The following is a 24,173-nucleotide window of genomic DNA, read 5'->3' as shown; positions in this document are numbered from 1 at the left end:
CAGGCTTCGTCAGATTGCGCGCAAACCAGAGGAGAGAGCCATGTCCAGCGCCCTGATCGTGATCGATGTCCAGAACGACTTTTGCCCCGGCGGCGCATTGGCGGTGCCCGAAGGTGACCTGATCGTGGCAGGCATCAACGCACGGATGGCCGCCTTTGACACGGTGGTGCTGACACAGGATTGGCATCCCGCAGGCCATTCCTCCTTTGCCAGCAGCCACGCAGGCAAAGCGCCTTATGATCTGGTTGAGATGCCCTATGGCCCGCAGGTGCTGTGGCCGGATCACTGCGTGCAGGGCAGCGCGGGCGCGGCGTTTCATAACAGGCTGGATGTGGATCGGGCCGATCTGATCATCCGCAAAGGCATGAACCCAGCCATCGACAGCTATTCCGCCTTTTTTGAAAACGACCAGACCACCCCAACCGGGCTTGAAGGCTACCTGCGCACCCGCGGGATCACCGCGCTGACACTGGTGGGGCTGGCCACGGATTTCTGTGTGAATTTTTCGGCACAGGATGCCGCGCGGTTGGGCTTTGATGTCACGGTGGAAGAGGCACTTTGTCGCGGCATTGATTTAGATGGATCTTTAGCCTCCGCTCGGAATACACTACAATCTATTGGTGTGTCTCTTATATAGCATTAACGATTTGAAATTTATTAACCTTTTACCGCCACGCATAATACGTTGCCTTTGGGAGTAAGCGTATGTCAGCGGGTATATTGGAACTGAGGCAGGCGCTCGCAGCATTTGACCGGAAAAACACTCGGTCTGGTAGATTGCAGCGCTATGCGCGCGGCCGACGCCGCTACGCGACCAGCCGGCTGGTGGTCGAGGTTCTTGGTGCAACCTTGATCATGGCGGCTGCATCTCTCCAACTGGGTCTCACAGCACTCGCCGCCGCACTTGTCGGAGATGCGATCGACCTGCTGATTCTACGCAAAATCAAGGCACGTCTGAAAGCCGGGGTGTCGATCCAGCGCATCGAACGCCTGTCCACTCTCAGCGCCTTTGCTCAGGCGGCGGGTCTCGCGGTTTTTGTTTCCGTGATGTGGACATCCCTGCCGGGCGAAGTCGGGCTGTTGCTCTGCCTCAGCTATCTCATTGCGGCGTCTATCAACGCGATCATGGCGTATTCTTACCACCGCGCTGCAGCGACGGTACGTATTGTGGTCTTTGGCCTTGCCATTGTGCTGCTGTTTCTCAGCGACATTTACACTGGGCGACAGGAGGGCGTGCCGCTCCTTATCAATATCTGCGCCACACTGCTGGTGGCATATGCGATGCTGCCCTTTGTGAACTATGTCACCAAGGTCCGCTTTGGCGATTTGCAGCAAAAACGCCAGCAGATCCAACAGGCGCTGGCGCTTGCCAAGGCCAACGCCTCTTTGCTGGCGCAACAGCGGGAAACACGGCGTCTTCTCTCCATCCCGGAAAACGCCGCCGAAGGTGTTTTGATGCTGGATAAAGACGCCTGCATCCTCTGGGCCAACCCTGCCTTCACCAAGCGCTCGGGCTACGCTTTGGAAGAGGTGTTGGGGCGGCGGCCTTCGGAGTTCCAATACGGCCCGGCCTCTGATCCCGAGGCGGAGGCCAGCTTGCGCGAGAGCATTATGGCTGGCCGGACCGCCCGCAAAGTCAATATGAACTACACCAAATCCGGAGAGGCATATTGGGTTGAAAGCAATGTGGCCCCGGTGTTTGACGAAAAAGGCGAGCTGGAAATCTGCGTCTCCATTGAGCGCGACATCACGCTGCAGAAACAGAATGAACGAGAGTTGGCGGAGGCCAAACGCGCCGCAGAAATCGGAGAGCAGGCCAAAACCATCTTCCTCGCCAATATGAGCCATGAAATCCGCACGCCGATGAATGGCATCATTGGCATGGCGGATCTGCTGTCTGATGCGAATCTGGAGCCGGAGCAGGCACTCTACGTGCAGACCATCCGCCATTCCTCTGAGGCGCTACTTACAATCATCAACGACATTCTGGACTACTCAAAACTGCAAAGCGGTAGCATGGCCATCAACCCGTCCCGCTTTGATCTGAAGGCGCTCATTCAGGATATTGTGAACCTGCTACAGCCGCAGGCCGATGCCCGAAATCTGGCACTCAATGTCCACATACAGGACGACCTGCGCCAGTTTTTGTGGGGTGATCACGGGCGTCTGCGCCAGATCTTGCTGAACGTTATCGGCAACGCCATCAAATTCACCGAATTTGGCAGTGTCAGTGTCGAAGTGGCGCAAAGTGAAGGGGGCGATGGCCTGACCATTCAGGTCACGGACACAGGCATCGGCATTTCGACCAACCGGCTCCCGCATGTGTTTGAACAGTTTGAGCAGGCCGACAAGGATACCACCCGCCAATTTGGTGGCACCGGTCTTGGCCTGGCGATTTCTCGGCAACTCGCGCGCATGATGGGCGGGGATGTGACCGCCACCAGCACGCTGGGCGTTGGCTCCTGTTTCACCATCAATGTGGCCATCCCCTCGGCACGTGCCCCTGACATCATACAGGATCCGGCCAAATCGGGCCTTGATAAGAGCCTGTTTGAGGGGGTGAAAGTCCTTCTGGCAGAGGACAATCGCACCAATCAGCTGCTGATCAAGAAGATGCTGAAAGACCTGCCCCTGCGTCTCTACGTGGCGGGGGACGGCTCTGAGGCGGTTGTGCAAGTCATTTCAGAGGAGCCTGACATCGTGCTGATGGACATGTCCATGCCGGTGATGGATGGTCTCGACGCCACCCGTGAAATCCGCCGTCTCAGCATCACACAGCCCAAGATCGTGGCCATCACTGCCAACGCTTACAGTAGCGACCGCGCGGCCTGCATTGAGGCGGGTATGGATGACTTCCTGAGCAAGCCTCTGCGCCGGGCCGAGTTGTTGGACACACTCGCCAATATCCTGCGGGCGCGCGGCTCTCAGCCACTGGACGCCTAGTCCCGCCCAGAGACCTGCCCAGTGCTCTCCCCAACCCCGCGCCCCAAGCCTCAAACGCTTATGGGCTTGGAGCGCCTCGCAATTCTCGTTATCAACAGCGTTATCAGTGACTTTGAGGGCCGGCAAAGATGGTCGATATCGCTACGCGCGTCTGGAACCACAAATGGAAGATCGACCCGATTGTGCGGTCTCTGATCGACAACGACTTTTACAAGTTGCTGATGTGTCAGTCGATTTTCCGCAATCGCCCTGATGCCCATGTCACCTTCAGCCTGATCAACCGCTCCTCCAAAGTGCGGCTTGCCGACCTCATCGACGAAGGGGAGCTGCGCGAACAGCTCGATCACATCCAGTCGCTGTCGCTCTCCCGCGGAGAAAGCACCTTCCTGCGCGGTAACACCTTCTACGGCAAACGCCAGATGTTCCGCCCCGATTTCATGGAGTGGTTTGAGAACATGCGCCTGCCGGATTACCATCTGGAGAAGCGCGACGGCCAATATGAGCTGACCTTTGAGGGCAAATGGCATGAGGTCATGCTCTGGGAAATCCCCGCCCTTGCGGTGCTGATGGAGCTGCGCGGCCGTGCCGCGCTGAATGACATGCGCAAATTTGAGGTGCAGGTGCTCTATGCCCGCGCCATGACCAAGCTCTGGGAAAAGATTGAACAGCTGCGCACCTTGCCTGATCTGCGCATCGCAGATTTTGGCACCCGCCGCCGACACTCCTACCTCTGGCAGGATTGGTGCGTGCAGGCCATGGGCGAGGGGCTGGGCGACAAATTCATCGGCACCTCCAACTGCCTGATCGCCATGAAACGCGATCTGGAGGCCATCGGCACCAACGCCCATGAAATGCCTATGGTCTTCTCCGCGCTGGCCAACTCCGACGCAGAGCTGGCCCATGCGCCTTATCAGGTGCTGGAAGACTGGCATGAGGAGCACGACGGCAACCTGCGCATCATCCTGCCAGACACCTATGGCACCGAAGGCTTCCTGAAGCGTGCGCCCGATTGGCTCGCAGGCTGGACCGGCATCCGCATCGACAGCGGCGATCCGGCTTCCGGCGCGGAAACCGCGATCCGCTGGTGGAAAGAGCGCGGCGAAGACCCCACCAAGAAGCTCATCATTTTCTCCGATGGTCTGGACACCGACAAGATTGTCGAGCTGCACAACCAGTTTGCCGGCCGTGCGCGTGTTTCCTTTGGCTGGGGCACCCTGCTCACCAACGACTTCCGCGGCCTCACCCCGGATGACGGCCTCGCGCCCTTCTCACTGGTCTGCAAAGCCATCAAGGCAGACGGCCGCCCCACGGTCAAACTCTCTGACAACCCCAACAAAGCGATGGGGCCACAGGCAGAGATCGACCGCTACAAGCGCGTCTTCAGTGTTGGGGAGCAGGATAAGATGGACGTGATTGTTTAGGCTCAGCCCCGCCACCGACGCGCCATCTCCAGCGCGCGTTCTGCATAGCCCCGCACCGCCGGATCATCATCCGCATACCGCCCGTTGGTCCAGCCACAGCTGGCCAGCCCGCGCATCAATGTGAAGGCCTCCAGCAGGTCTTCTGCCCGCTCCGGCAGTGCCCGCACGGTGGCATAGCCCCGCAACAGCGCCGCGCCCAGTTCCTCGCGGTTGGGTTGATCCCAGTTCTGCGACATCTGCACACCCAGCTCATACATGCGAAAGCCAAACACACCGTCGTCAAAATCAATCAGCCGCACCTGATCGCCCTGTTGCAGCACATTCTCCCGCAGCGCATCCGCATGGATCAGGCCAAAATCCCCGCCCTGTTCGGCGTGCTTGGCAATCACCTCACGCAGCTCTGCGCCCGCCGCGCGCAGCTCTGCAGATTCCGCTTCCGTCAGGCTTGGGTTCTCCCAATACCGCCCCCAGGCCGGATCCGACCCCAGCAGCGCTTCGAGATCCATCGTCGCGCGCTCAAAGGCCTCCGGGCGGGTCATGTCGTCACTGACCATATGCAGCCGGGCCAATTCTGCCCCCAGCGCTTCATGCAGGGCTTCCTGCTCGGCAGGAGGCATGGCCAGCGGCACGCCTCCTTCGCCCAGCGGCTCGCCGTCCAGCCAAGTCACCAGCGAGGCCACCCGCGCGCCACCTGTCGCCAGCACCTCACCGTCCAATGTGCGGATCGGCTGCGGCACGGTCATGCCCGCCGCCACCAGCGCCTCAGACCACCAGAGTTCCGAGCGGATCGCATCATCGCTCTGATAGCCGGGCCGATGCAGGCGCAATGCCGCGCGCTGCCCCTCTGGGCCCTCGGACTCCAGCACGATATTCTCGCGGTTCTTGATCAGCCGCGGCGTCGCGGTGACACCCCAAGCCTTCAGCGCGTCCTGTGCTGCCTTCAGTGCCTCTGCTTCGGTCATGCCACTTTCTCCAGCGCTGCATCCATCACCTCCGCCAATTGATCGGCGTTCTCCTTGGTGAACACACAGGGCGGGCGGATCTTCAGCGTGTTGTCAAACCGCCCCTCGGTGTGCAGCAGCACGCCAGTGTGGCGCATCTCTTCCACCACCGCATCACAGAGCGCAGTCGCAGGCTTGCCATCCCGCCACAGCTCGGCCCCAAAGAACAAACCCGAGCCGCGCACATCGGCAATCACATCATGACGCTTTTGCAGCTCGTTCAGCAGGCCAAGCGCATAGGCGCCCACTTCTTTGGCGTTCTCCACCAGCTGTTCATCCTCAATCACATTCAGCACCGCCATCGCCGCTGCCGCGCTCACCGGGTTGCCGCCAAAGGTGTTGAAATATTTGAAGCCTTCCTGAAAACAGGTGAGGATTTCCGGCCGTGTGATCACCGCCGCCACCGGATGGCCGTTGCCCATCGGTTTGCCCAGCGTCACGATGTCAGGCGCGAAATTCAGCTTCTGATGGCCCCACCAATGGCTGCCAATTCGGCCAAAGCCCGGCTGCACCTCATCGGCAATGATGATCCCGCCCGCCGCACGCACCAGCGCGATGGCCTCATCCAGAAAGCCTGCGTCCAGTGTCGGGAAGCCTTCATTGGCAAAGTAGGGGCAGACGATCAGCGCCGAGACCCCGTGGCCGTTCTCTTCCAATGTGGCAATCGCCTGTTTCACCCCTTCGGCAAAGGCCGCCGCCTGTCCGTCGCGGGTGCCGCCGGGGGGCATCATATTGTCCGGTGCCGGGGCGCGCTGCACATGCGCCTGAAAGCCGCCAATCGGCACTTTGGAGGTGTTGAGCTGGCTCACCGCCGCGGTGTTGCCGTGATAGGTGTTGTCGGTGGTGATCACCCCGGTCTTGCCGGTCATCGCCTGCGCCATGCGCAGTGCCACGTCATTGGCCTCAGAGCCGGAACAGACCATCACCATACTGTCCAGATCATGGTCAAACTTCGCGGTCAGCGCCTCGCCATATTCCACAATCCCGTCATGCACATAGCGTGTGTGGGTGTTCAGCACCGCCGCCTGTGAAGCAATCGCCTCAACCACCTTGGGGTGGCAATGGCCCACATGCGGCACATTGTTGTAGCAATCCAGATACTGACGCCCGTCCGTATCCCAGAGAAACACACCTTCGCCACGGGCCACATGCACGGGCTCTTTGTAAAAGGTGGTCATATGCGGCCCCAAAAGCCGCGCGCGGCGCTCATAGATAGTGGTCATGTCGCTCTCCTGTTTGGCGCGACCCTAAAGCGCAATTTCAAAAGGGGGAACCAGTTTTAAGTGTGGATAATAGGTCATTTTTCCCCGCGAATTCCGGAGCTCCCAAGAGGTGCTGCTACGCACAATCCCGTGCATCGGCAAGCGGCGCTTGCTTACGCTTTGGCAGCCTGTATCTTTCTGGCAAATAACAATGAAATTGAGCCCGATGGCAGTAGCTAACCACATCAAACGCAAGTCACGCAGACTGACGCGCAGTTTTATCGCCAAAGCTTTTGCGGAAAATCTGTTTGGCGCGGCCCGCCCGGCCCCTGCGGGCACCTTAAGAGGGATCGACGTTCTGCCAACCTCCACGGTGCAGCAAAAACTGTCCCGTGCGGCTCAGATCATGTTCACTTCGCGCGGGGAACTGCCCAATTATGAAGCGCCCAGCACGTTTTACGAGAAGCTGGTGCTCAGCAAGTTCTTCGCTCCGATCCCCATGCCCTCTCCCGCAGACAAGCTGGGCTGCGGGGAGTTTATTCCTGAAGAGTTTTCCGAGGTTGCGCAGACCATCCCGCCTGTCTGGGTCGGGCATGAACCCATCACGCTGGAGCTTCTGCAGTCGCTTGATTTGCCGGAGGGGCGGTATTTTGCAAAATCCAATTGCGGCTCGGGCACCAATCTCAGTTTCCAATGGCCCATTTCTGAAGAAAAGCGCGCCAAGCTGGAGAAATACTCCGAAGGCTGGTTGACCCTTGCCCATGGGGAGCGTGCAGGTGAATGGTGGTATGGGTTGATCCGTCCGCAAAATCTGATCGAACCGGATTATGCGCCCGATCCCTCCGCGTCGCTGAGCGATTGGAAATTTCACACCGGCGGCGGACGTGTGGTGGCGGTGCAGCTCGATCTGGACCGCAGCGGGGCCCATCGGCAATTGATTTTTGATCGCGATTTCAACTTCATCAACGAAGAGCTGTTCTTTCGCACCGGCGCGCCCATCGACAAGCCTCCGATGTTTGAAACTGCGGTCGCTGTGGCAGAGAGCATGGCGCGCAAGTTCGAATATGCGCGGATCGATTTTTATCTGATGGAAGACCGTCTCTATCTCGGAGAGGTCACACTCGCGCCCATTGGTGGCCAGCGTTTGCCGCGCTCATCTGAGCTTGACGCCATCATGGGCCGTGCATGGCAAAGCGGCCTGTTTGGAAGCGGTGAAAGCTAAGATTGCTCTAAGCTGCGGCGGTATCTAATCCTCGCCACGTACCTTGCCGCGCATGGATTTGACTTCACCGCGCTCTTTCTTGGCCTTCAGTCGCCGCTGTTGGCTGCCGTAGGTCGGCTTGGTCTTGATCCGGCGTTTGGGGGCGACCAGCGCTTTGCGGATCAATTCGGCAAGGCGCTCGCGCGCGATCTCCCGATTGCGGGCCTGGCTGCGGGTCTCGTCACATTGGATCACCAGCGCGCCGTCTTTGGTCCAGCGCCGGCCCGCCAGCCGTTTCAGCCGGGCCTTGATTGGCGCGGTCAGCCCGGGAGAGCGTGCCGCCTCAAAGCGCAGCTCCACAGCGGTCGCCACTTTGTTCACATTCTGCCCGCCCGGGCCGCTGGCGCGCATGAACTGTTCGGTCAGCTCCCAATCCTCAATTGTGATCTCATCGCTGATTCTCAGCATGGCGCTCCCCGTGTTGCGCGACCGATGGGTTAAGACATGCGGTTTTCTATGCGCTCAAAAATTCCACCGACGCAATACAGTGGGGATACCGACGCGATACCGACGTGTGATTTTTGCCCATAAAATAGGTTAACGCAGAAACAAAAAGGGCTGTTTCCCGCGTTGGAAACAGCCCTTCGAGATGATTGGAGGTGCGCCGGTTAGGTCCACACCAATTCGGACATTATGTCAGCCAAGGGCTGCCTCAGCTGCACTCCTTCCAAACTGTTCCGACTCCGTTCTCCATAGCTTCTCTAGACAATGGGCACCTCCTTTCAGATTGTTTCGCGTATCTCCAGCCTGCCATAGGTTGGAGATATGTCAAACAAAATCATGTGGTGCGTGCTGTCAAAGACCCCACGATGATGCGGAATGGCACAAGTGCGAGCAAAGCAAGCGAAAGTTTGACCATCCAATCGGCAAAGCCAAGGCTCACCCACAGAGGCGCGATCGGGCCGACACCCAGCAGGGGCAGCATTTCACCGGCCCAGCTGACGTCGTTGCCGGGTTCAACAAAGGTGAGTGCGCCGCTGAAGGCAACGGTGAAGAAAATCGCGGTATCCAGTGAGGAGCCGATCAGCGTGGAGGCCAGCGGCGCACGCCACCAGGCACCGCCACGCAGACGATCAAAGATAGCAACATCAAGCAGTTGCGCGGTCAGGAAGGCCAAGCCGGACCCGATGGCAATGCGCAGTGTCACCGCCGGATAGGTGAAGCCATCGCCTTCCAGCATGATCTTGGTGCCGATGAAGGAGCAGATCACGCCGACGATGAAACCGGCCAGAACCACGCGGCGCGCAGCGGCGACACCGTACACCCGGTTCATCACATCGGTGACAAGGAAAGCGAGAGGATATGTGAAAGCACCCCATGTCAGCCATTGCCCGTAAAGGAACTGCACGAGGATGTTAGAGGCCACCACAATGGCGGCCATGGCAAGAATGCCAGGAAGATAGGTCTTGTTCATAAGCTTAAGCCCGTTTTGACAAGGTAGCGGCGACTTGGCCCCACGCGCATCGCGGGACGACAGGCACCTACCTTTAAGGGGCGGATAGATCAAGTTTTATTGAGGAAGCACATATTCCACGAGTTCTGTGCGCTGGATCAGCCGGAAATTGTCGTCAGAGATCATCGTGAGCCTGATACGCCCCTCAGCATCGCGCCAGACCGACAGGCCTTCGAGGTTGTCGTGACCGCCTATACCATTGCGAAACAATATCTTTTCGTCACTGGCGCCGGTTTTGTCGACGTGAAAACTGCGCACACGGGTGCGAAACCCAAAGCCGTTAAAGCCCCGTTCCAGCAGATAAAGCCGCCCATCCGGTCCAAAATCCGCGCCAACCGGTTGAAACTGTTTATCCCGTCTCAGCGTAAACGCCGCGCGCCACCGTTTGCCCTGCAGCACATAGGCTTGGATCAGCCTGTCGTTCTCCAGCGCATCTTCGGGCATCACCACCAGTTGCCCAGCGGGATCGACCGCAAGTGCTTCAAAGCCCGCGTTGCCCTCCATGTCCTCAAACCAGGCTTCTGTGGGAAAGGATTTGGGCCGCGTGCCGGGGGCAGTGAAAGCTTCAACCCGATGCACCCCTTCAAAGGACACCACCAACGCTCCGTTCTTCAGGCGGGCCAGCCCTTCGCTGTCCCTTTGATTGGTGTGCGGGGAGAATTTTCCCTTTTTGTTGAGAACCTTATCGTGTTTGACATTGGACAGGCTCACAATCACATCATTCTCACGTGCGATGTCGGCGCTGACAATCTGGCCGCGGTCGGAGATGGTGATCAGCTGCGTGCCATCCTCTGAAATCTCCAAACCGGAAAACCCGCCAAACCAGCCCGCCTGGATCTGCCACCGATAGGTGGACAGATGCTCTGCGGTGCCAGATTTGGGGTTAGAGGCTTCGGCCCAAAGCGCCAGCCCGCCGGACACGGCGAGGCAGGCGGTTATGGCGATTGCAAGACGGTGACGCATTGGCGGGGCAGATCTGTCATTTGAAGGTCACGGCGAGGTTTCGGCTTGGGCGCATTGGGGTCCGGTGGCGGAGGCGGTGGTGGGAACAGAATATCCTGCACCCATTTTTTGGCATCTGCGCAGCCATCTCCGGCGGGGGGCGGGTCCTGATTGACACAGCCTGCGGCCCCATCCGGGCAATTCAATCTGACGTGAAAATGATAGTGGTGTCCCCACCACGGGCGTATCTTGCGCAGCCAAGCCCGGTCGCCTTTTTCGTCTTCACACATCTGCACTTTGGCACCGGGGAAGACAAAAATACGCGCCACACGGGGATCACTCGCGGCCGCTTTCAGGATCTCATGATGCTGTTTTGTCCAGCTGCTGTTGACATAAGCCCCATTGTCGCGCCGCATGGAGATCGACGAAATATTCTCCCGATCCGAAGCACTTAGCGAGAGATTGTTTGCCGGGCGCATCCAGATATCGACGTCCAGCCCAAGCTGGTGGCTGCGGTGCCCAGTGAGCATCGGCCCACCGCGCGGCTGGCTTATGTCTCCGATATAGAGCCCCTGCCAGCCCGGCTGACGTGCCGCCTTGGCAGAGAGATCCTGAATATAGGAGATGGTTTCCGGATGGCCCCAGTTGCGGTTCCGCGAAAGCCGCATCGCTTGCCAAGTCGGCCCGGTCTCCGCCAGCTCGGCACCGCCGGCCAGACAGCCTTTGGCGTAGCTGCCATACGGCGTGCTGCTTTGTTTTGAGCCTTCGGGTTTCGCGCCAAAAAGCTGTTTGGCGGCAACCCCCTGCATGGCGACGGGCACTTCCTGCTGGGTGGAGAGCACCACCGAAGATTTTGGTGTGTCTTCCTGACAGGCGGCCAAGCCAAGCAGGGCAATCAGGATGAAGAGGCGTGGCCCCATTGTGCGCGATCTCCCTCTGGGTCAACCCAGCGTAGCAGGATCAGCCCCACCAAGAAAAGTGCGATCAGCGGGGTCACGCCAATCTGTTGGCTGTCTGACAATGTGGTCATCACACCGATGAGAAATGGGGCAATGAAGGAGGTGGCTTTACCCGCCAGAGCGTAGAGCCCAAAGGACTCAGCGGTGCGTCCCGGAATGGATTGACGTACCATCATTGTGCGGCTCGCGGATTGGATCACGCCACCCGCCGCGCCGATGATCGCGCCAAACACATAGAAGGTGTAATCCGGCAGGTTGGACTCCGGTCCAACCGCGATACCAAAGACGCTTTCACGGGATACAAAGATGATGGAAATCGCCACCCCACAGAGCAGCAGAATGCAGATATTGATCACCGGCTTCGGGCCAAATTTCGTGTCTGCCTTGCCGCCAAGCCAGGCAAAGACTGCGCCTGCGATGATCGCCAGAATGCCAAAGATACCCACATCCACCACGGACCACTGCAGCACCCCTGCCGCATAGATGCCGCCGAAGGTATACATGCCGTTCAGCGCGTCGCGATAGAACATGGAGCTGCCGAGATAGGCAAACAAAGAAGGGGTTTGCGGCAGGTTGCGGATTGTCCCCCACACATCGGTGAGCGCTTTGCCCACAGCGCCTTTGGGCGCTTTGGTGGGGCGCGGATCACGCACCCACAGGAAGAAGGGGATCATGAAGACCGCATACCAGATCGCGGTAAGCGGGCCGACAAACCGTGTGCCCTCGCGCTGCTCCGCATCCAGCCCGAAGAGCGGATCTTTCCCGATCAGCGTTTTACCTGTTTCCGCGTTTTCGGCAAACAGCGTGAGCATGACCACCAGCCCGACCAGACCGCCGAGATAGCCAAAGGCCCAACCGTTGCCGGAGATACGTCCGATTTCCTCTTTGGTGCCCAGATCCGGCAGCATCGAGTTGGTGAAGATCGTGGCGAACTCCATCCCGATCATGCCGATGGCAAAGAGGGTCAGGGTCCACAGCAGGTTGAAGTTGTCCGGCGCAGCCCACCAAAGGCCAAAGGCGCCAACCACATACATCACCGAGAACAGCCATATCCAACGCAGTCGGTTGCCAGAGCTGTCAGACAAGGCGCCCAGCACAGGGGCGAGCACGGCGATGATCACACCGGCCGCGGCGATCCCAAATCCCCAGGCAGCCTGCGCTTCTGCGCCGTCGCCAATCAGGTCTTTGATGTAGGGAGCAAAGATAAATGTGATCAGAAGGGTGTTGTAAGGCTGGCTTGCCCAATCAAAAAAGAACCAACCCCAGATGCGCTTTTTTGTTGCCGTCTTGTTCATCCGCATCCCCCCGGACTTTAGCTTCAATTAGACAGGAAGGATCAACCATAGCAAGTTATTCCTGCATGGGCGGCCAGGGCCGTGTTGCTTCGGCATCAATCCAGGCTTTGATCCATTCCGGAGCTGGCGGGGAGCTTTCGTCACGGCCCAGAGCCTCCATCACCTCTGCCGGCGGCACAATGCCTTGGCGGTTGGTGATCGCCGCACGATAGAGCGCGTGGTTGGCGCATTCGCCGTTCTGCTTCCACATGGATTGCTCAATGTAGACAAAGCGTTCGTCCCAATAGGCCGTCCGGCTGCGCATTTCGATTTTCTCAAAAGTCCGGATACGCCGGCGATAGCGCACCGTGGCCCCGGCCATCGTCATGCTCCATTTGTTTTTGCGCAGGACAGGGACCAACCCGATGCGGCTGGCCAGCGGAATGCGCCCCAAATCAAACAGCGTCAGGGTGCGGCCGTTGTTAAGCTCCATCCACAGGTCAATGTCAGAGGGCCAGCAGCGGTGCTCGGACACATGTGTGCCGGTCAGCGGCAGAGGTGTGGCGTTGCGGTATTTGACCAACTCTTTGATCATGCGCATGACAGGGTACATGGGGCTCTCCTTTGCACGCCCTTCAAGGCTGCTTTAAACGGTTCGTCAACCGACTTCCTCGCGTCAGTCTTGTGCTTTTTGCGCTTGGTGCTTAACTGTGGGCCAATCGCAGCAAAGGAGCCCTCCATGATGGCAATTTACGGTCCGCTGAGACTGATCCTGGACATCGCCTTCTTCTTTATGTTGGCGCATATCATCATGAGCTGGCTGATCAATTTTCAGGTCTTGAACCTGCGTCAGCCGATCGTGGCGCAAATCTGGACCGGTCTGAACCGTTTGCTGGAGCCGATCTATGAGCCGGTGCGCCGGGTGCTGCCTGACACGCGCCCGCTGGATCTCGCGCCGCTGGTGGTCTTTGTGATCATCATCTCGCTGCGTGATTACATCCTGCCGTCTATCCTTCTGGGCTAAACGCACGCTTCGGGCTTGAGCCTGCTTGGGCACTGTGGGACAACTGCGCAGAGCAGATTGCCCAGATAAACAAGGTGAACAATGCGGGCTGCCAGTACCGTTCTCAGTGATGTTTTCGGCTTTGACGCATTCCGCCCCGGGCAGGAAGAGATCGTCAGCGCCGTGACCCAAGGCGAAGACGTCCTGGCCATCATGCCGACAGGCGGTGGCAAATCTCTGTGTTTTCAATTGCCTGCGCTTTTGCGCGAGGGGGTGACCGTTGTCATCTCCCCGCTGATCGCCTTGATGCGAGATCAGGTGCGGGCCTTGCGGGAAACCGGTGTTGAGGCCGGAGCGCTGACCTCTGGCAACACCGATGAGGAGACCGCACAGGTTTGGGATGCGATTGAGGCGGGGCGGCTGAAGCTGCTTTATATTGCGCCTGAACGTCTTACCTCCGGTTCCGCGCTGGGCATGTTGCGCCAGATTGGTGTCAGTCTGATTGCCGTGGACGAAGCCCACTGCGTCAGCCAATGGGGCCATGATTTCCGCCCGGACTATCTGCGCATCGGAGAGCTTCAGCAGGCGCTGAATGTCCCGATTGCTGCCTTTACTGCCACCGCCGATGCGGAAACCCGCGATGAAATCATCGAGCGGCTGTTTGCAGGACGCACCCCGCAGGTCTTCCTGCATGGGTTTGACCGCCCCAACCTGCATCTGGCCTTTGCCGCCAAGGACAATCCGCGCCGTCAGATCCTGCAATTCGCTGCTGCGCGCAAAGGCCAGTCCGGCATCGTTTATTGCGGCACACGCGCAAAAACCGAGAGTCTTGCCAAGGCTCTGCGCGAAGACGGGCATCAGGCGCTGTATTATCACGGCGGTATGGACCCGCAGGAACGCCGCGAAACCGAGGCGACCTTCCAGCGCGAAGACGGGCTGATCGTTGTGGCCACGGTGGCGTTCGGGATGGGTGTGGACAAACCCGACATTCGCTGGGTGGCCCACGCCGACCTGCCAAAATCCATCGAAGCCTATTATCAGGAGATCGGCCGCGCCGGGCGGGATGGCGCACCGGCGGAGACATTTACGCTCTTTGGCCCTGATGACATCCGCCTGCGCCGCGCACAGATCGACGAGGGGCTTGCCCCGCCGGAGCGCCGCGCAGCCGATCATGCGCGGCTCAACGCGTTGTTGGGGCTGGCCGAAGCGCTGAAGTGCCGTCGTGAGCAGCTTCTGAAGTATTTTGGCGAAGATGAGGTCACCTGCGGCAAATGTGATCTCTGCGACACGCCACCTGAGGTCTTTGATGGGACCGTCGCCGTGCGCAAGGCGCTCTCCGCCATTCTGCGCACGGGTGAGTGGTTTGGCACCGGGCATCTGATTGACATCTTGCTTGGCAATGAAACCGACAAGGTGCGCGAGCGCGGCCATGATGCGCTGCCGACCTTTGGGGTGGGCGGCGAGTTTGACAAACGGCAATGGCAGGCGGTGTTTCGCCAGATGATGGGGCATGATCTGGTGCGCCCCAACCCGGAGCGCCACGGGGCTCTGACGATGACGGATCGCGCCCGTCCGGTGCTGCGCGACGAAGAGACTGTGGAGCTGCGCCGCGATACCATCCGCGTGACCTCCCGCAAACCGGCGGCCAAAACCTTGGTCAGCGAAGAAAACGCGCCGCTGATGTCCGCGCTCAAAGCCAAGCGGCGTGCTTTGGCCGAGGCCGCCAAAGTGCCAGCCTATGTGATCTTCAATGACCGCACCTTGGCCGAAATGGCCGAAGCGCGGCCCGGGGATCTGGACGACATGGCGCGGATCAGCGGTGTGGGGGCCAAAAAGCTCGCAAACTATGGCGATGCGTTCTTGGAGGTCATCAACGGCGAAGCTGAACAGATGCACCCCAGCCGCCGCAAAATTGCGGGGCGTCAGGACGCTGATCTCTATGACCAGCTGCTGGAGGCGCAATCGCGCCTGATGCGGGGACCAAACGGCATCGACAAACCAATGAGCTGCTCTGCCTCCCTGCTGGCCAAGGTCGCTAGCCTGAAGCCGCGCACATCACAAGACATGGAGCGCCTTCTCGGAGATCGCCGCGCAGATCGTTTTGGTGCCGCCTTTCTGGACGTTCTGCATCAGGCAGATTAGATAGATTCTAAATCAGATGGAGCTGCCGCATGCTTGTTGTAATTTCACCGGCCAAACGCCTGAATTGGGATGCTGTCGAAGGGCCCACCACCGCGCCTGATTTTCAGGAAGATGCGGTGCGTCTTGCCAAGACAGCGCGCAATCTGACTTTGGGCGATTTGCGCAAGCTGATGGATCTGAGCGATGATCTGGCACGTCTGAACCGCGATCGCTTCAAAGCGTTTGAGGCCGAGCCTGATGCAGAGGCGACGCGCCCCGCCGTGCACGCCTTTGCCGGTGACACCTATGTGGGTTTGGACGCTGGCAGTCTGGAACAGGATGAAATGGCTTGGGCGCAGGACCATCTGCGCATTCTGTCCGGTCTTTACGGAGTGTTGCGCCCGCTGGATGCGATCCAGCCCTATCGCCTTGAAATGGGCAGCCGCTTGAAGACCCGCCGCGGGTCGTCTCTCTATGATTACTGGAGGGCGGCTCCAGCTAAGGCGCTGCGCGCGCAGGCAGAGGCCATGAACACCGACACGCTCATCAACTGCGCCAGCCAAGAGTATTTCGGGGCGGTGGATCTGAAAGCCCTCAAGATGCGTGTGATCACTCCGGTCTTCATGGAAGAGCGTGACGGCAAAGCCAAAATCGTCTCTTTCTTTGCCAAAAAGGCCCGTGGCTCCATGGCGCGTTTCATGATCCACAACCGCATTCAGGACCCAGAAGGCCTCAAAGGTTTCGATTACGGTGGGTATCGCTTCCAGGAAGATATGTCCGAAGGCGACCGCTGGGTCTTTCTGCGCGATTACCCCGAAGCGGGCTGATCAGATCAGCTCGCAATCGCCTCGGAATTTGACTCAAATGGATCAAGCGTTTCTTCAGGGTGCATCTCTGAAATCACCTTGAAAATCTCCGCCTTGCGTAGGGGTTTGGTCAGATATCGATCCAACCCGTGGCTCAACACATGCTCCTCATCGCCTTCATTGGCCAAGGCGGTGAGGGCGACAATCGGCGTGCGGCGATTGTTGTTGTTGGCTTCCAGCTCGCGGATTTTTTGCGTGGCCTGGGTGCCATCCATGCGCGGCATGGAGATATCCATGAAGATCAGATCAGGCGAATAGGAGATATACTGCTCCACCGCCTCGACACCGTCGTGCGCAAACATCAATTCTAGATCGAGAGATTTGAGCAGCTTTTCCAGCACCAGGCGGTTGGTTTTATTGTCTTCGGCAGAGAGCACACGCATGCGCCGGCGCGCGGTTGCTTTGCCTTTGGTGTTCTTGGGGCTGGCCTCTGCCGCCTTCGCAATGCCGAGATTGAGCTCAGCGCGCGAGCCGGGTTTGGCCAGAACACTCTTGATCAAGCCCAGATCATCGGCGTCCCCGAAGGCTTTTGGATCCGAGCTCAGCGCGACAATTGGTGTCGCAATCCCCTGCGCGCTCAGCTCGGTGTTCAGCTGCTGCGCATCAATGCCGCCAGCCGCGTGATCAGCCAGGATCAAATCCACATGTTGGGCCAACAGCATGACCTGCGATTGATCGGTGCAGATCGTGACGGTTGCCCCCATCTGTTCGAGCTGTTTCTTCAGCAGGTCGCTGTTCACCTCGGTGTCGGATGCCACCAGCACATGCTGCACATTGTCGGGCAGCGGCACCGGCAGGTGATCGCAGTTCTCGTCAATCGGCAGTGTCAGGCGGAAGCCAAAGGAAGTGCCCGCACCCACAGTGGATTCCACCCAGATTTCGCCGGACATGAGATTGACCAGCTGTTTGGTCAAAGCAAGGCCGAGACCGGTGCCTTCAAACTCACGGTTCTGGCTGGTGTCGACCTGATTGAATTCGCCAAAGATGTGCTCAAGCTGTTCTTCGGCAATCCCGATCCCGGTGTCCTCTACGGTCACATGCACCACGGCGTTTGAGCCATCGTTGGTGATCACCCCAACCACACGCACGAGGATGTGCCCGGTGTGTGTGAACTTCACACCATTTCCAATGAGGTTGGTTAGGATCTGGCGCAGTCGCGCGACGTCGCCCACAAACTGGGTTGGCAGGAAGAGGTCGTAATCCACCAGCAGCTCCAGCCCGCGCTCACGTGCGGAGACCTGATGCAGGGTCATGACCTCATGGATACAACGCTCCAGATCGAAGGTCTCATTGCGCAGACCGACGTTTTCCGCCCCGAGTTTGGAATAATCCAGAACATCGTTGATGATCGACAGCAGCGCTTCGCCGGAGTTCTTGATGGTGGAGGCAAACAGACGCTGCTCTTCGGTGAGCGTGGTGTCCATCAACAGGCTGGCCATGCCCACAACACCGTTCATCGGCGTGCGCAGCTCGTGGCTCATATTGGCCAGAAACGCAGATTTCGCCTGACTTGCGGCTTCCGCTTCCTGACGCGCCCTCTCCAGTTCCGCTTCCTGGCGCATGGTGTCGGTGATGTTCATCGCAAGACTGGCACGATCTTCGCCAATGTTGCGGTGATCAATCAGCTTGAGGAATTCCTCGTTCCACAGCTGCACAATCACCGGCTCCGGTTCTTCATGATGCCAGCGCTGCTGCATCATATTGCACCAGTCGTCCGGCGAGGTGTCCTCAAGCACAAAGAGGCCCTCATGCGCCGCAAATTCCATGATTTCGTTGTAAGAAATCCCGGGCTTGATGTGCTCCGCGCCTTCAAAGATCGCCAGATAGCTTGGGTTGGCGGCAATCATCTTGCCGTTTTCGTCAAAGAACGCAAAGCCATCGCGGATGGTGGAAAGCGAATGCCAGAGCCTGTGCTCTGCCTGTTCCGCGCGCTCCTGGGCGTTTTCCAGATCCGTGCGGAACTTCTTGTTTTCTTTGGTGACGGTCTTGACGGTCTCGCGCGCTTCGACAATCTCGTTTGCCAGCTGCGCAGCATGTTTGCCCAGCTTACGATTGGCCGCATAAAGCTCGCGCTTTTTTAACTCTAACAAACGTTCTGCAGCCAAACGGGCGCGCCGTTCGTCAGCAAGTTTTTGCGTCAGCGACATTCGCCGATCCTCAAGCCGTATTTTCCTGAGAGCCATATTTCAGACTGTCCGTGAACATCTGCTTAACTCCGCCGCGGCGTTATCGCCGTTGCAATGCGTGATTGCGCCGTGGCACCATCAAGTCATTGATTGTTGGAGATTAGAATGCTTCGGATTTTAGCGATTGGGCTTTTCGCCCTGACCGGTACAGCGGCGGCAACGCAGGAAAGCTATGTGCCCGACCGTCGGGTGGTGGTGAGTCGCGATGTCGATTTCTACGGCGCAGACCTGCAGAACCTTTTTGACACCACATATGCGGCCTGTGTGGAGACCTGCTTGAACAACCCGCAATGCGTTGCGTTCACGTTCAACCGCCGCTCAAACGCCTGCTTCCCAAAATCCGAAATCAACGAGCGCCAGCCCTATGAAGGGGCGCTCTCTGCGGAGATCTTCAACGCGCCTGAAGAATTGCTGAACACCGCACAAGACCGTGCCAAGGATCTGAACTTCCTCAGAGAAAGAGACCTCTTGGCGGCCAAGGAGCTGGCGGCCAACATCGGGCGCACCCATGCCGGTGGTCGCTGGGGCGTTGAAGAGATGCTCACCGCCGCCAGAGAGCGTCGGGCAGAGGGCAACCTTCTGAGTGCCATGCGTTGGACGGGGGCCGCTTTGAGCAAAGCGGATCGCAGCGATCTCTGGCTGGAGTATGCGCGTCTCAATGCCAATCTTGAGGGCGACAGGGCGTCGGAAACCCGCCAATACAAAGAGCGCGCCTTTATGGGGGCGATGAACGCCTATCTGCGCGCGCAGTCGGATCCTGAGCGTATCAACGCGCTTTTGCTGATGTCTGAGCAACTCGAAGATCAGGATCGGGGCAAAGCGGTGCTGCGCAGTCTGCGCCTGGCAGAGGTCATAAGCCCGCGAGACGATGTGATCACACAGCTTGAGGATGCCATCGGGAAATACGGTTTCCGGGTGTCAGATCATCAGGTTGAGAGTGATATCGAAACCCCACGCTTGTGTGCCGAGTTCAATGAGGTGCTCATTGAAACCGGGCAGGACTACACCCCGTTTGTGAAACTGCCGGATGCCCGCCTTGCCTTGCATGTCGAGGAACAGCGCATTTGTGTCGAAGGGCTGACACATGGTCAGGACGTCCAAGTTACTTTCCGCGCTGGCTTGCCTGCCAAAAGCGGGGAGACCTTGGTGCGCGACACCAATGTGCGCGCCTATGTGCGGGATCGCAGCCCAAAGGTTGCATTCTCAGGCCGCGCCTATGTGCTGCCGCGCAGCTCGGACGCCGGATTGCCGATTGAGACTGTGAATCTGGATGAGGTGTCGCTCACTTTGCAGCGCGTGAACGATCGCAACATCCTGCGCGCCATTCAGGATGGCTATTTTGGGCAACCGCTGAGCTATTGGCAGATGGAAGACTTCGACCGCGATGTGGCTGAAACAGTCTGGACCGGCCGTGGCGAGGTTGAAAACACACTCAACCAGACGATGACCACACGTCTGCCGATGGCGGAGCTGGTGGCGGGGCAGCCTGCGGGCGTTTATGCGCTCACCGCCGATCTGCCGGGCGCGGACAAATATGATGAAACATCCACAACACAGTGGTTCCTGCTGTCAGACATCGGCATCTCAAGCCTGAGAGGCACCGACGGACTGCATGTGTTCACCCGCCAATTGTCAGATGCCGCAGCACTTGGCGCGGCGAAGGTGCGCCTGTTGTCGCACGCAAACCGCGTGCTGGCGGAAACGGTCAGCGATGCGGAGGGCTATGCGGTCTTTGACGCGGGGCTGACGCGCGGCACCGGCGGCGCGTCCCCGGCGCTGGTGATGGTGCAAAAGGGCGAGGATTTCTCCTTCCTGTCGCTGACCGATCCGGCCTTTGATCTCTCTGACCGAGGCGTGGAAGGGCGGCCTGCCGCACCGCCGATTGATGTTTTTGTCACCACAGATCGAGGCGCCTATCGCGCCGGCGAGACCATCCATGTCACCGCCTTGGCACGTGGCGCAACGGCGCAGGCCTTGCCTGCCTTGCCGATCACCGCGATCCTGACCCGCCCCGATGGGGTGGAATACAGCCGACAGGTCTCCACCAACAGCGTGGCGGGCGGACATGTCTTTGCACTGCCACTTGGGGCAACCGTGCCGCGCGGGCGCTGGTCTCTGGATTTCAAGTCCGATCTGGAGGCGCCTGCTTTGGCGAGTGCAAAAGTTCTGGTCGAAGACTTCCTGCCCGAGCGGATCGATTTTGAGCTCACGCCGCCTGAGACGCCATTTGACGCCAGCAACCCTGCGGCAGTGTCGCTTGAGGCGCGCTATCTCTTTGGCGCACCTGCCGCCGATCTGGAGATCGAAGGGCAGGTAACCCTGAATGCTCGCGACACGTTGGAGGGGTTCAAAGGGTTCCGGTTTGGGCGCTATGATGCGCCGTTTTATGGTCAAACTGCCTATTTCTCTGGTGAGGAGACAGATGAGACCGGGCTGGCAGACATCTATCTGTCCCTGCCTGAACAGGAGGCCCAGGGCCGCGCGCTTGTCGCTGATGTGGCCGTGCGTGTGCTGGAAGGCTCTGGCCGTCCGGTAGAGCGCCGCATTACCCACCCTGTGGCCTCTGCCACACCGCTGATCGGGATCAAACCGCTTTTTGACGAAGAGGTGGTGCCAGAAGGCAGCGAGGCCAGCTTTGAAATCATCGCAGTAGATCCAAGCCTGCGCGCCACAGCAATGCCGGTCACATGGACCGTGAACCGCCTGCGCACGCGCTATCAGTGGTATCAGCTCAATGGCGGTTGGGAGTGGGAGCCCACCACCACGCGCGAAACCATTGCCAGCGGTTCCGCCATACTTGACGGCGGCCCCTTGGAAATTGGCGCAGATGTGGATTGGGGCCGCTTTGAGGTGGTGGTCACGCAAGACGGTGGGGAATATATCTCCAGCGCGATGACATTTGAGGCCGGTTGGTATGCCCCTGCGGATGCCACAGAAACGCCGGACACCCTCGAATTGTCACTTGATGCAGAGCGGTATCGCAGCGGGGACACCGCGCAATTGCGGCTGGTGCCGCGCTACCCGGGAACCGCGCTGATTTCGGTGATGTCCAACCGTCTGATCACGATGAAAACCGTCGCTGTTCAGGAAGGCGAGAACCTGATCGATCTGGATGTGACCGATGAATGGGGCGCAGGAGCTTACGTGACCGCTTCGGTCATCCGCGCCGCAGATGCGCCCGCAGGACAAAACCCGGCCCGCGCCCTTGGGCTGAGCTATGCGCAGGTTGATCCAGAGGAGAAGCAGCTCGCGGTTTCCATCACCGCACCAGAAGTGATCGACCCGCGTGGCCCCTTGGATGTGACTTTGAAGGTCGACGGCGTGAGCGCCGGTGAAACCGCCTTTGTCACTCTGGCAGCGGTGGATGTGGGCATTCTCAACCTCACCAGTTTTGAAAGCCCCGACCCTTCGGCGCATTACTTTGGCCAGCGCCGTCTGGGCATGGAAATCCGCGACGTTTATGGCCGGCTGATCAACGGTTTGAGCGGCAATATGGGACGCCTGCGTTCCGGAGGGGATGCCACTGCGGCCACAGGGTTTGACGCGCCTCCCCCCACCGAAGAGCTGGTGGCCTACTTTCAAGGGCCCATTCAGATCGGCGCAGATGGCACCGCAAATGTGCAGTTTGATATTCCCGAATTTAACGGCTCAGTGCGCCTGATGGCAGTCGCCTGGTCGCAAACCGGGGTGGGGCAGGCCGATGCGGAAGTGGTGGTACGCGATCCGGTGGTTGTCACCGCAAGCCTGCCGCGCTTCCTTGCCCCCGGAGATCAGAGCCGCCTGCTGCTAGAATTTGTCCATGCAGAGGGTGCTGCGGGTCGGGTGGGGCTGGATGTTGTGGCAGAGGGCGTGACGCTGGATGCTGTGCAAATCCCCTCAGGTTTTGCGTTGGAACCAAAAGGAACAGCGCGGTTCTCTGTGCCGGTTGTCGCAGGTGAGATCGGAGATCACATCCTGCGCGTTGTGCTCTCAACGCCGGATGGCAAACAATTGGTCAAATCGCTCACCTTGCCGGTGCGGGCCAATGATCCGGCAGTGAGCGAAACCCGCCAGATCAACTTGGCGTCCGGCGACAGTCTCTCCCTTGGTGCAGATGTATTCGCCGATCTGCGCGCAGGCTCCGCTGAGGCGGTCCTGTCCACTGGCGCTTTGGCGCGCTTTGATGCGCCGGGTCTGTTGCAGACGCTGGATCGCTACCCTTACGGCTGCACAGAGCAGGTGACCTCCCAGACGCTGCCGCTGCTTTATTTTGAAGATGTGGCAAGCGCGCTGGGCATGGGCGTGGATCGCGATCTGGACAGCCGCATCGCAGGGGCCATCGAGCTCGTCCTGACGCGGCAGGCCAGCAATGGCAGCTTTGGTCTGTGGCGTCCTGAGTCCGGAGACTTCTGGCTGGATGCCTATGTCAGCGATTTCCTTTCTCGCGCACGGGCACAGGGGCACGTGGTGCCTGATCTCGCCTTCAAACAGGCAATGAACAACCTGCGCAACCGTGTGAACTATGCACCGGACTTTGACGCAGGTGGTGAGGATCTGGCCTATGCGCTCATGGTTCTGGCGCGCGAAGGGGCGGCGGCGATGGGCGATCTGCGCTACTATGCGGATGTGAAGGCCGACGCTTTTGCGACGCCTCTGGCGGCGGCGCAACTTGGCGCGGCACTGGCGCTTTACGGCGATCAGACGCGGGCGGATGACATGTTCCGCACCGCCGCGCGCAAGATCGCCGCACAGGTCGGCCGTGAAGAGGCCGCGCTCTGGCGCGCCGACTATGGCACTGATCTGCGCGATATCGCAGGCACTGTGGCTCTGGCCGTGGCGGCGGGCAGCGAGGCTTTGGATGCCAACGGGCTTGCGCAGCAGGTGGCCTTTGGCAGTGAGACACCCTCCACCCAAGAGGCGGTCTGGTCACTGATGGCGGCGCATGCGCTGATCGAGGATGAACGGCCCAGCGGATTGACCCTCAACGGGCAGCCGCTGAACGGGCCGTTGTTGCAGCGGTTCACGGACCAAGACCTGTCTCAGGAGATCGCACTGACCAACACAGGAGAGGCCGCGCAGTTGGTGACGCTGACAACGCTTGGCGTGCCAACCTACCCGGCTGAGGAGCGCAGCTATGGCTACCGCATCGAGCGGCAGTATTTCTCTGTAGAAGGGCAGGCGGTTGACGTGCGGCAGGTGCAGGCAGGTGAACGGCTGGTCGCGGTTTTGACGGTGATACCTTCCGGTGAAGGTGGCGCGCGTCTGATGGTGAATGATCCGCTGCCTGCGGGCTTTGAAATCGACAATCCCAACCTGCTGGCAGGCGGTGACCTGCGCAACATGGACTGGTTGCAACCGGTCGAAGCCGCCAACACCGAATTCCGTGCGGATCGGTTTCTGGCGGCTGTGGACTGGCGCTCGGCGCAGTCGTTCCAGCTGGCCTATATGGTGCGCGCGGTCAGCCCCGGTGATTACCATCACCCGGCGGCCTCTGTGGAGGATATGTATCGCCCGCAATACCGTGCCAATACCGCCGCATCCCGTCTGCTCGTGACCGAATAA

At 59.4% G+C, this 24,173-nt stretch carries 17 protein-coding genes; 8 read left to right on the top strand and 9 right to left on the bottom strand.

The window, feature by feature from the left end; all coding sequences use genetic code 11:
* The first annotated feature begins 40 nt into the window (after positions 1 to 40).
* The 3 genes from pncA to pncB all read left to right on the top strand — a co-directional run bounded on the left by pncA (position 41) and on the right by pncB (position 4,364).
* Positions 41 to 637 (top strand): bifunctional nicotinamidase/pyrazinamidase, encoded by a 597-nt coding sequence (pncA, locus tag J7399_RS06880; protein ID WP_209084925.1) that lies wholly within the window; start codon positions 41 to 43, stop codon positions 635 to 637.
* Positions 638 to 705: 68 nt separating this feature from the next.
* On the top strand, positions 706 to 2,943 hold the full coding sequence (locus tag J7399_RS06875) for a PAS domain-containing hybrid sensor histidine kinase/response regulator (RefSeq protein WP_209084924.1): 2,238 nt from the start codon (positions 706 to 708) through the stop codon (positions 2,941 to 2,943).
* A 128-nt stretch (positions 2,944 to 3,071) separates the two neighbouring features.
* Positions 3,072 to 4,364, top strand: a complete 1,293-nt coding sequence (pncB, locus tag J7399_RS06870) for a nicotinate phosphoribosyltransferase (RefSeq protein WP_209084923.1) — start codon at positions 3,072 to 3,074, stop codon at positions 4,362 to 4,364.
* Positions 4,365 to 4,366: 2 nt separating this feature from the next.
* Here pncB and J7399_RS06865 read toward each other — a convergent pair whose 3' ends face one another.
* Positions 4,367 to 5,326, bottom strand: coding sequence for a phosphotransferase (locus J7399_RS06865; RefSeq protein WP_209084922.1), 960 nt, complete (start codon positions 5,324 to 5,326; stop codon positions 4,367 to 4,369).
* Complete coding sequence (locus tag J7399_RS06860; protein ID WP_209084921.1) at positions 5,323 to 6,588, bottom strand: aminotransferase class III-fold pyridoxal phosphate-dependent enzyme; 1,266 nt, start codon at positions 6,586 to 6,588, stop codon at positions 5,323 to 5,325. Before J7399_RS06860 ends, J7399_RS06865 begins: the two co-directional genes overlap by 4 nt.
* A gap of 205 nt (positions 6,589 to 6,793) precedes the next feature.
* Here J7399_RS06860 and J7399_RS06855 point away from each other — a divergent pair, with 205 nt between their 5' ends.
* Complete coding sequence (locus J7399_RS06855; protein ID WP_209084920.1) at positions 6,794 to 7,789, top strand: ATP-grasp fold amidoligase family protein; 996 nt, start codon at positions 6,794 to 6,796, stop codon at positions 7,787 to 7,789.
* Positions 7,790 to 7,813: 24 nt separating this feature from the next.
* Here J7399_RS06855 and arfB read toward each other — a convergent pair whose 3' ends face one another.
* The 6 genes from arfB to J7399_RS06825 all read right to left on the bottom strand — a co-directional run bounded on the left by arfB (position 7,814) and on the right by J7399_RS06825 (position 13,069).
* On the bottom strand, positions 7,814 to 8,236 hold the full coding sequence (arfB, locus tag J7399_RS06850; RefSeq protein ID WP_209084919.1) for an alternative ribosome rescue aminoacyl-tRNA hydrolase ArfB: 423 nt from the start codon (positions 8,234 to 8,236) through the stop codon (positions 7,814 to 7,816).
* A gap of 370 nt (positions 8,237 to 8,606) precedes the next feature.
* Positions 8,607 to 9,242, bottom strand: coding sequence for a queuosine precursor transporter (locus J7399_RS06845; protein WP_209075978.1), 636 nt, complete (start codon positions 9,240 to 9,242; stop codon positions 8,607 to 8,609).
* A 96-nt stretch (positions 9,243 to 9,338) separates the two neighbouring features.
* Positions 9,339 to 10,244 (bottom strand): esterase-like activity of phytase family protein, encoded by a 906-nt coding sequence (locus tag J7399_RS06840; protein ID WP_209084918.1) that lies wholly within the window; start codon positions 10,242 to 10,244, stop codon positions 9,339 to 9,341.
* A complete protein-coding gene (gene mepA / locus J7399_RS06835; protein ID WP_209057769.1) occupies positions 10,217 to 11,143 on the bottom strand; it encodes a penicillin-insensitive murein endopeptidase in 927 nt (308 codons plus the stop codon). The genes J7399_RS06840 and mepA overlap by 28 nt, the downstream gene beginning before the upstream one ends.
* A complete protein-coding gene (locus J7399_RS06830; RefSeq protein ID WP_209084916.1) occupies positions 11,119 to 12,477 on the bottom strand; it encodes an MFS transporter in 1,359 nt (452 codons plus the stop codon). The genes mepA and J7399_RS06830 overlap by 25 nt, the downstream gene beginning before the upstream one ends.
* A 55-nt stretch (positions 12,478 to 12,532) precedes the next feature.
* Complete coding sequence (locus J7399_RS06825; protein ID WP_209057753.1) at positions 12,533 to 13,069, bottom strand: acyl-CoA thioesterase; 537 nt, start codon at positions 13,067 to 13,069, stop codon at positions 12,533 to 12,535.
* A 126-nt stretch (positions 13,070 to 13,195) separates the two neighbouring features.
* On the opposite strand from J7399_RS06825, the gene J7399_RS06820 reads away from it, so the two are divergent.
* The 3 genes from J7399_RS06820 to yaaA all read left to right on the top strand — a co-directional run bounded on the left by J7399_RS06820 (position 13,196) and on the right by yaaA (position 16,407).
* Positions 13,196 to 13,480 (top strand): YggT family protein, encoded by a 285-nt coding sequence (locus tag J7399_RS06820; protein ID WP_209057751.1) that lies wholly within the window; start codon positions 13,196 to 13,198, stop codon positions 13,478 to 13,480.
* A gap of 81 nt (positions 13,481 to 13,561) precedes the next feature.
* Entirely contained in the window at positions 13,562 to 15,601 is a 2,040-nt protein-coding gene (gene recQ / locus J7399_RS06815; RefSeq protein WP_209084914.1) for a DNA helicase RecQ, read from the top strand.
* Between the two features lie 29 nt (positions 15,602 to 15,630).
* Positions 15,631 to 16,407, top strand: a complete 777-nt coding sequence (gene yaaA / locus J7399_RS06810) for a peroxide stress protein YaaA (RefSeq protein ID WP_209084912.1) — start codon at positions 15,631 to 15,633, stop codon at positions 16,405 to 16,407.
* A 5-nt stretch (positions 16,408 to 16,412) separates the two neighbouring features.
* Here yaaA and J7399_RS06805 read toward each other — a convergent pair whose 3' ends face one another.
* Positions 16,413 to 18,593, bottom strand: a complete 2,181-nt coding sequence (locus tag J7399_RS06805) for a response regulator (protein ID WP_209084910.1) — start codon at positions 18,591 to 18,593, stop codon at positions 16,413 to 16,415.
* A gap of 144 nt (positions 18,594 to 18,737) precedes the next feature.
* Here J7399_RS06805 and J7399_RS06800 point away from each other — a divergent pair, with 144 nt between their 5' ends.
* Entirely contained in the window at positions 18,738 to 24,173 is a 5,436-nt protein-coding gene (locus J7399_RS06800; RefSeq protein WP_209084908.1) for an alpha-2-macroglobulin family protein, read from the top strand.

This window comes from Shimia sp. R9_1, assembly GCF_017743775.1.
In the GTDB taxonomy this organism is placed as follows: domain Bacteria; phylum Pseudomonadota; class Alphaproteobacteria; order Rhodobacterales; family Rhodobacteraceae; genus Shimia.
The sequence above is the reverse complement of the archived record's forward strand: the minus strand, read 5'-3'. Positions and strand labels throughout refer to the sequence as shown.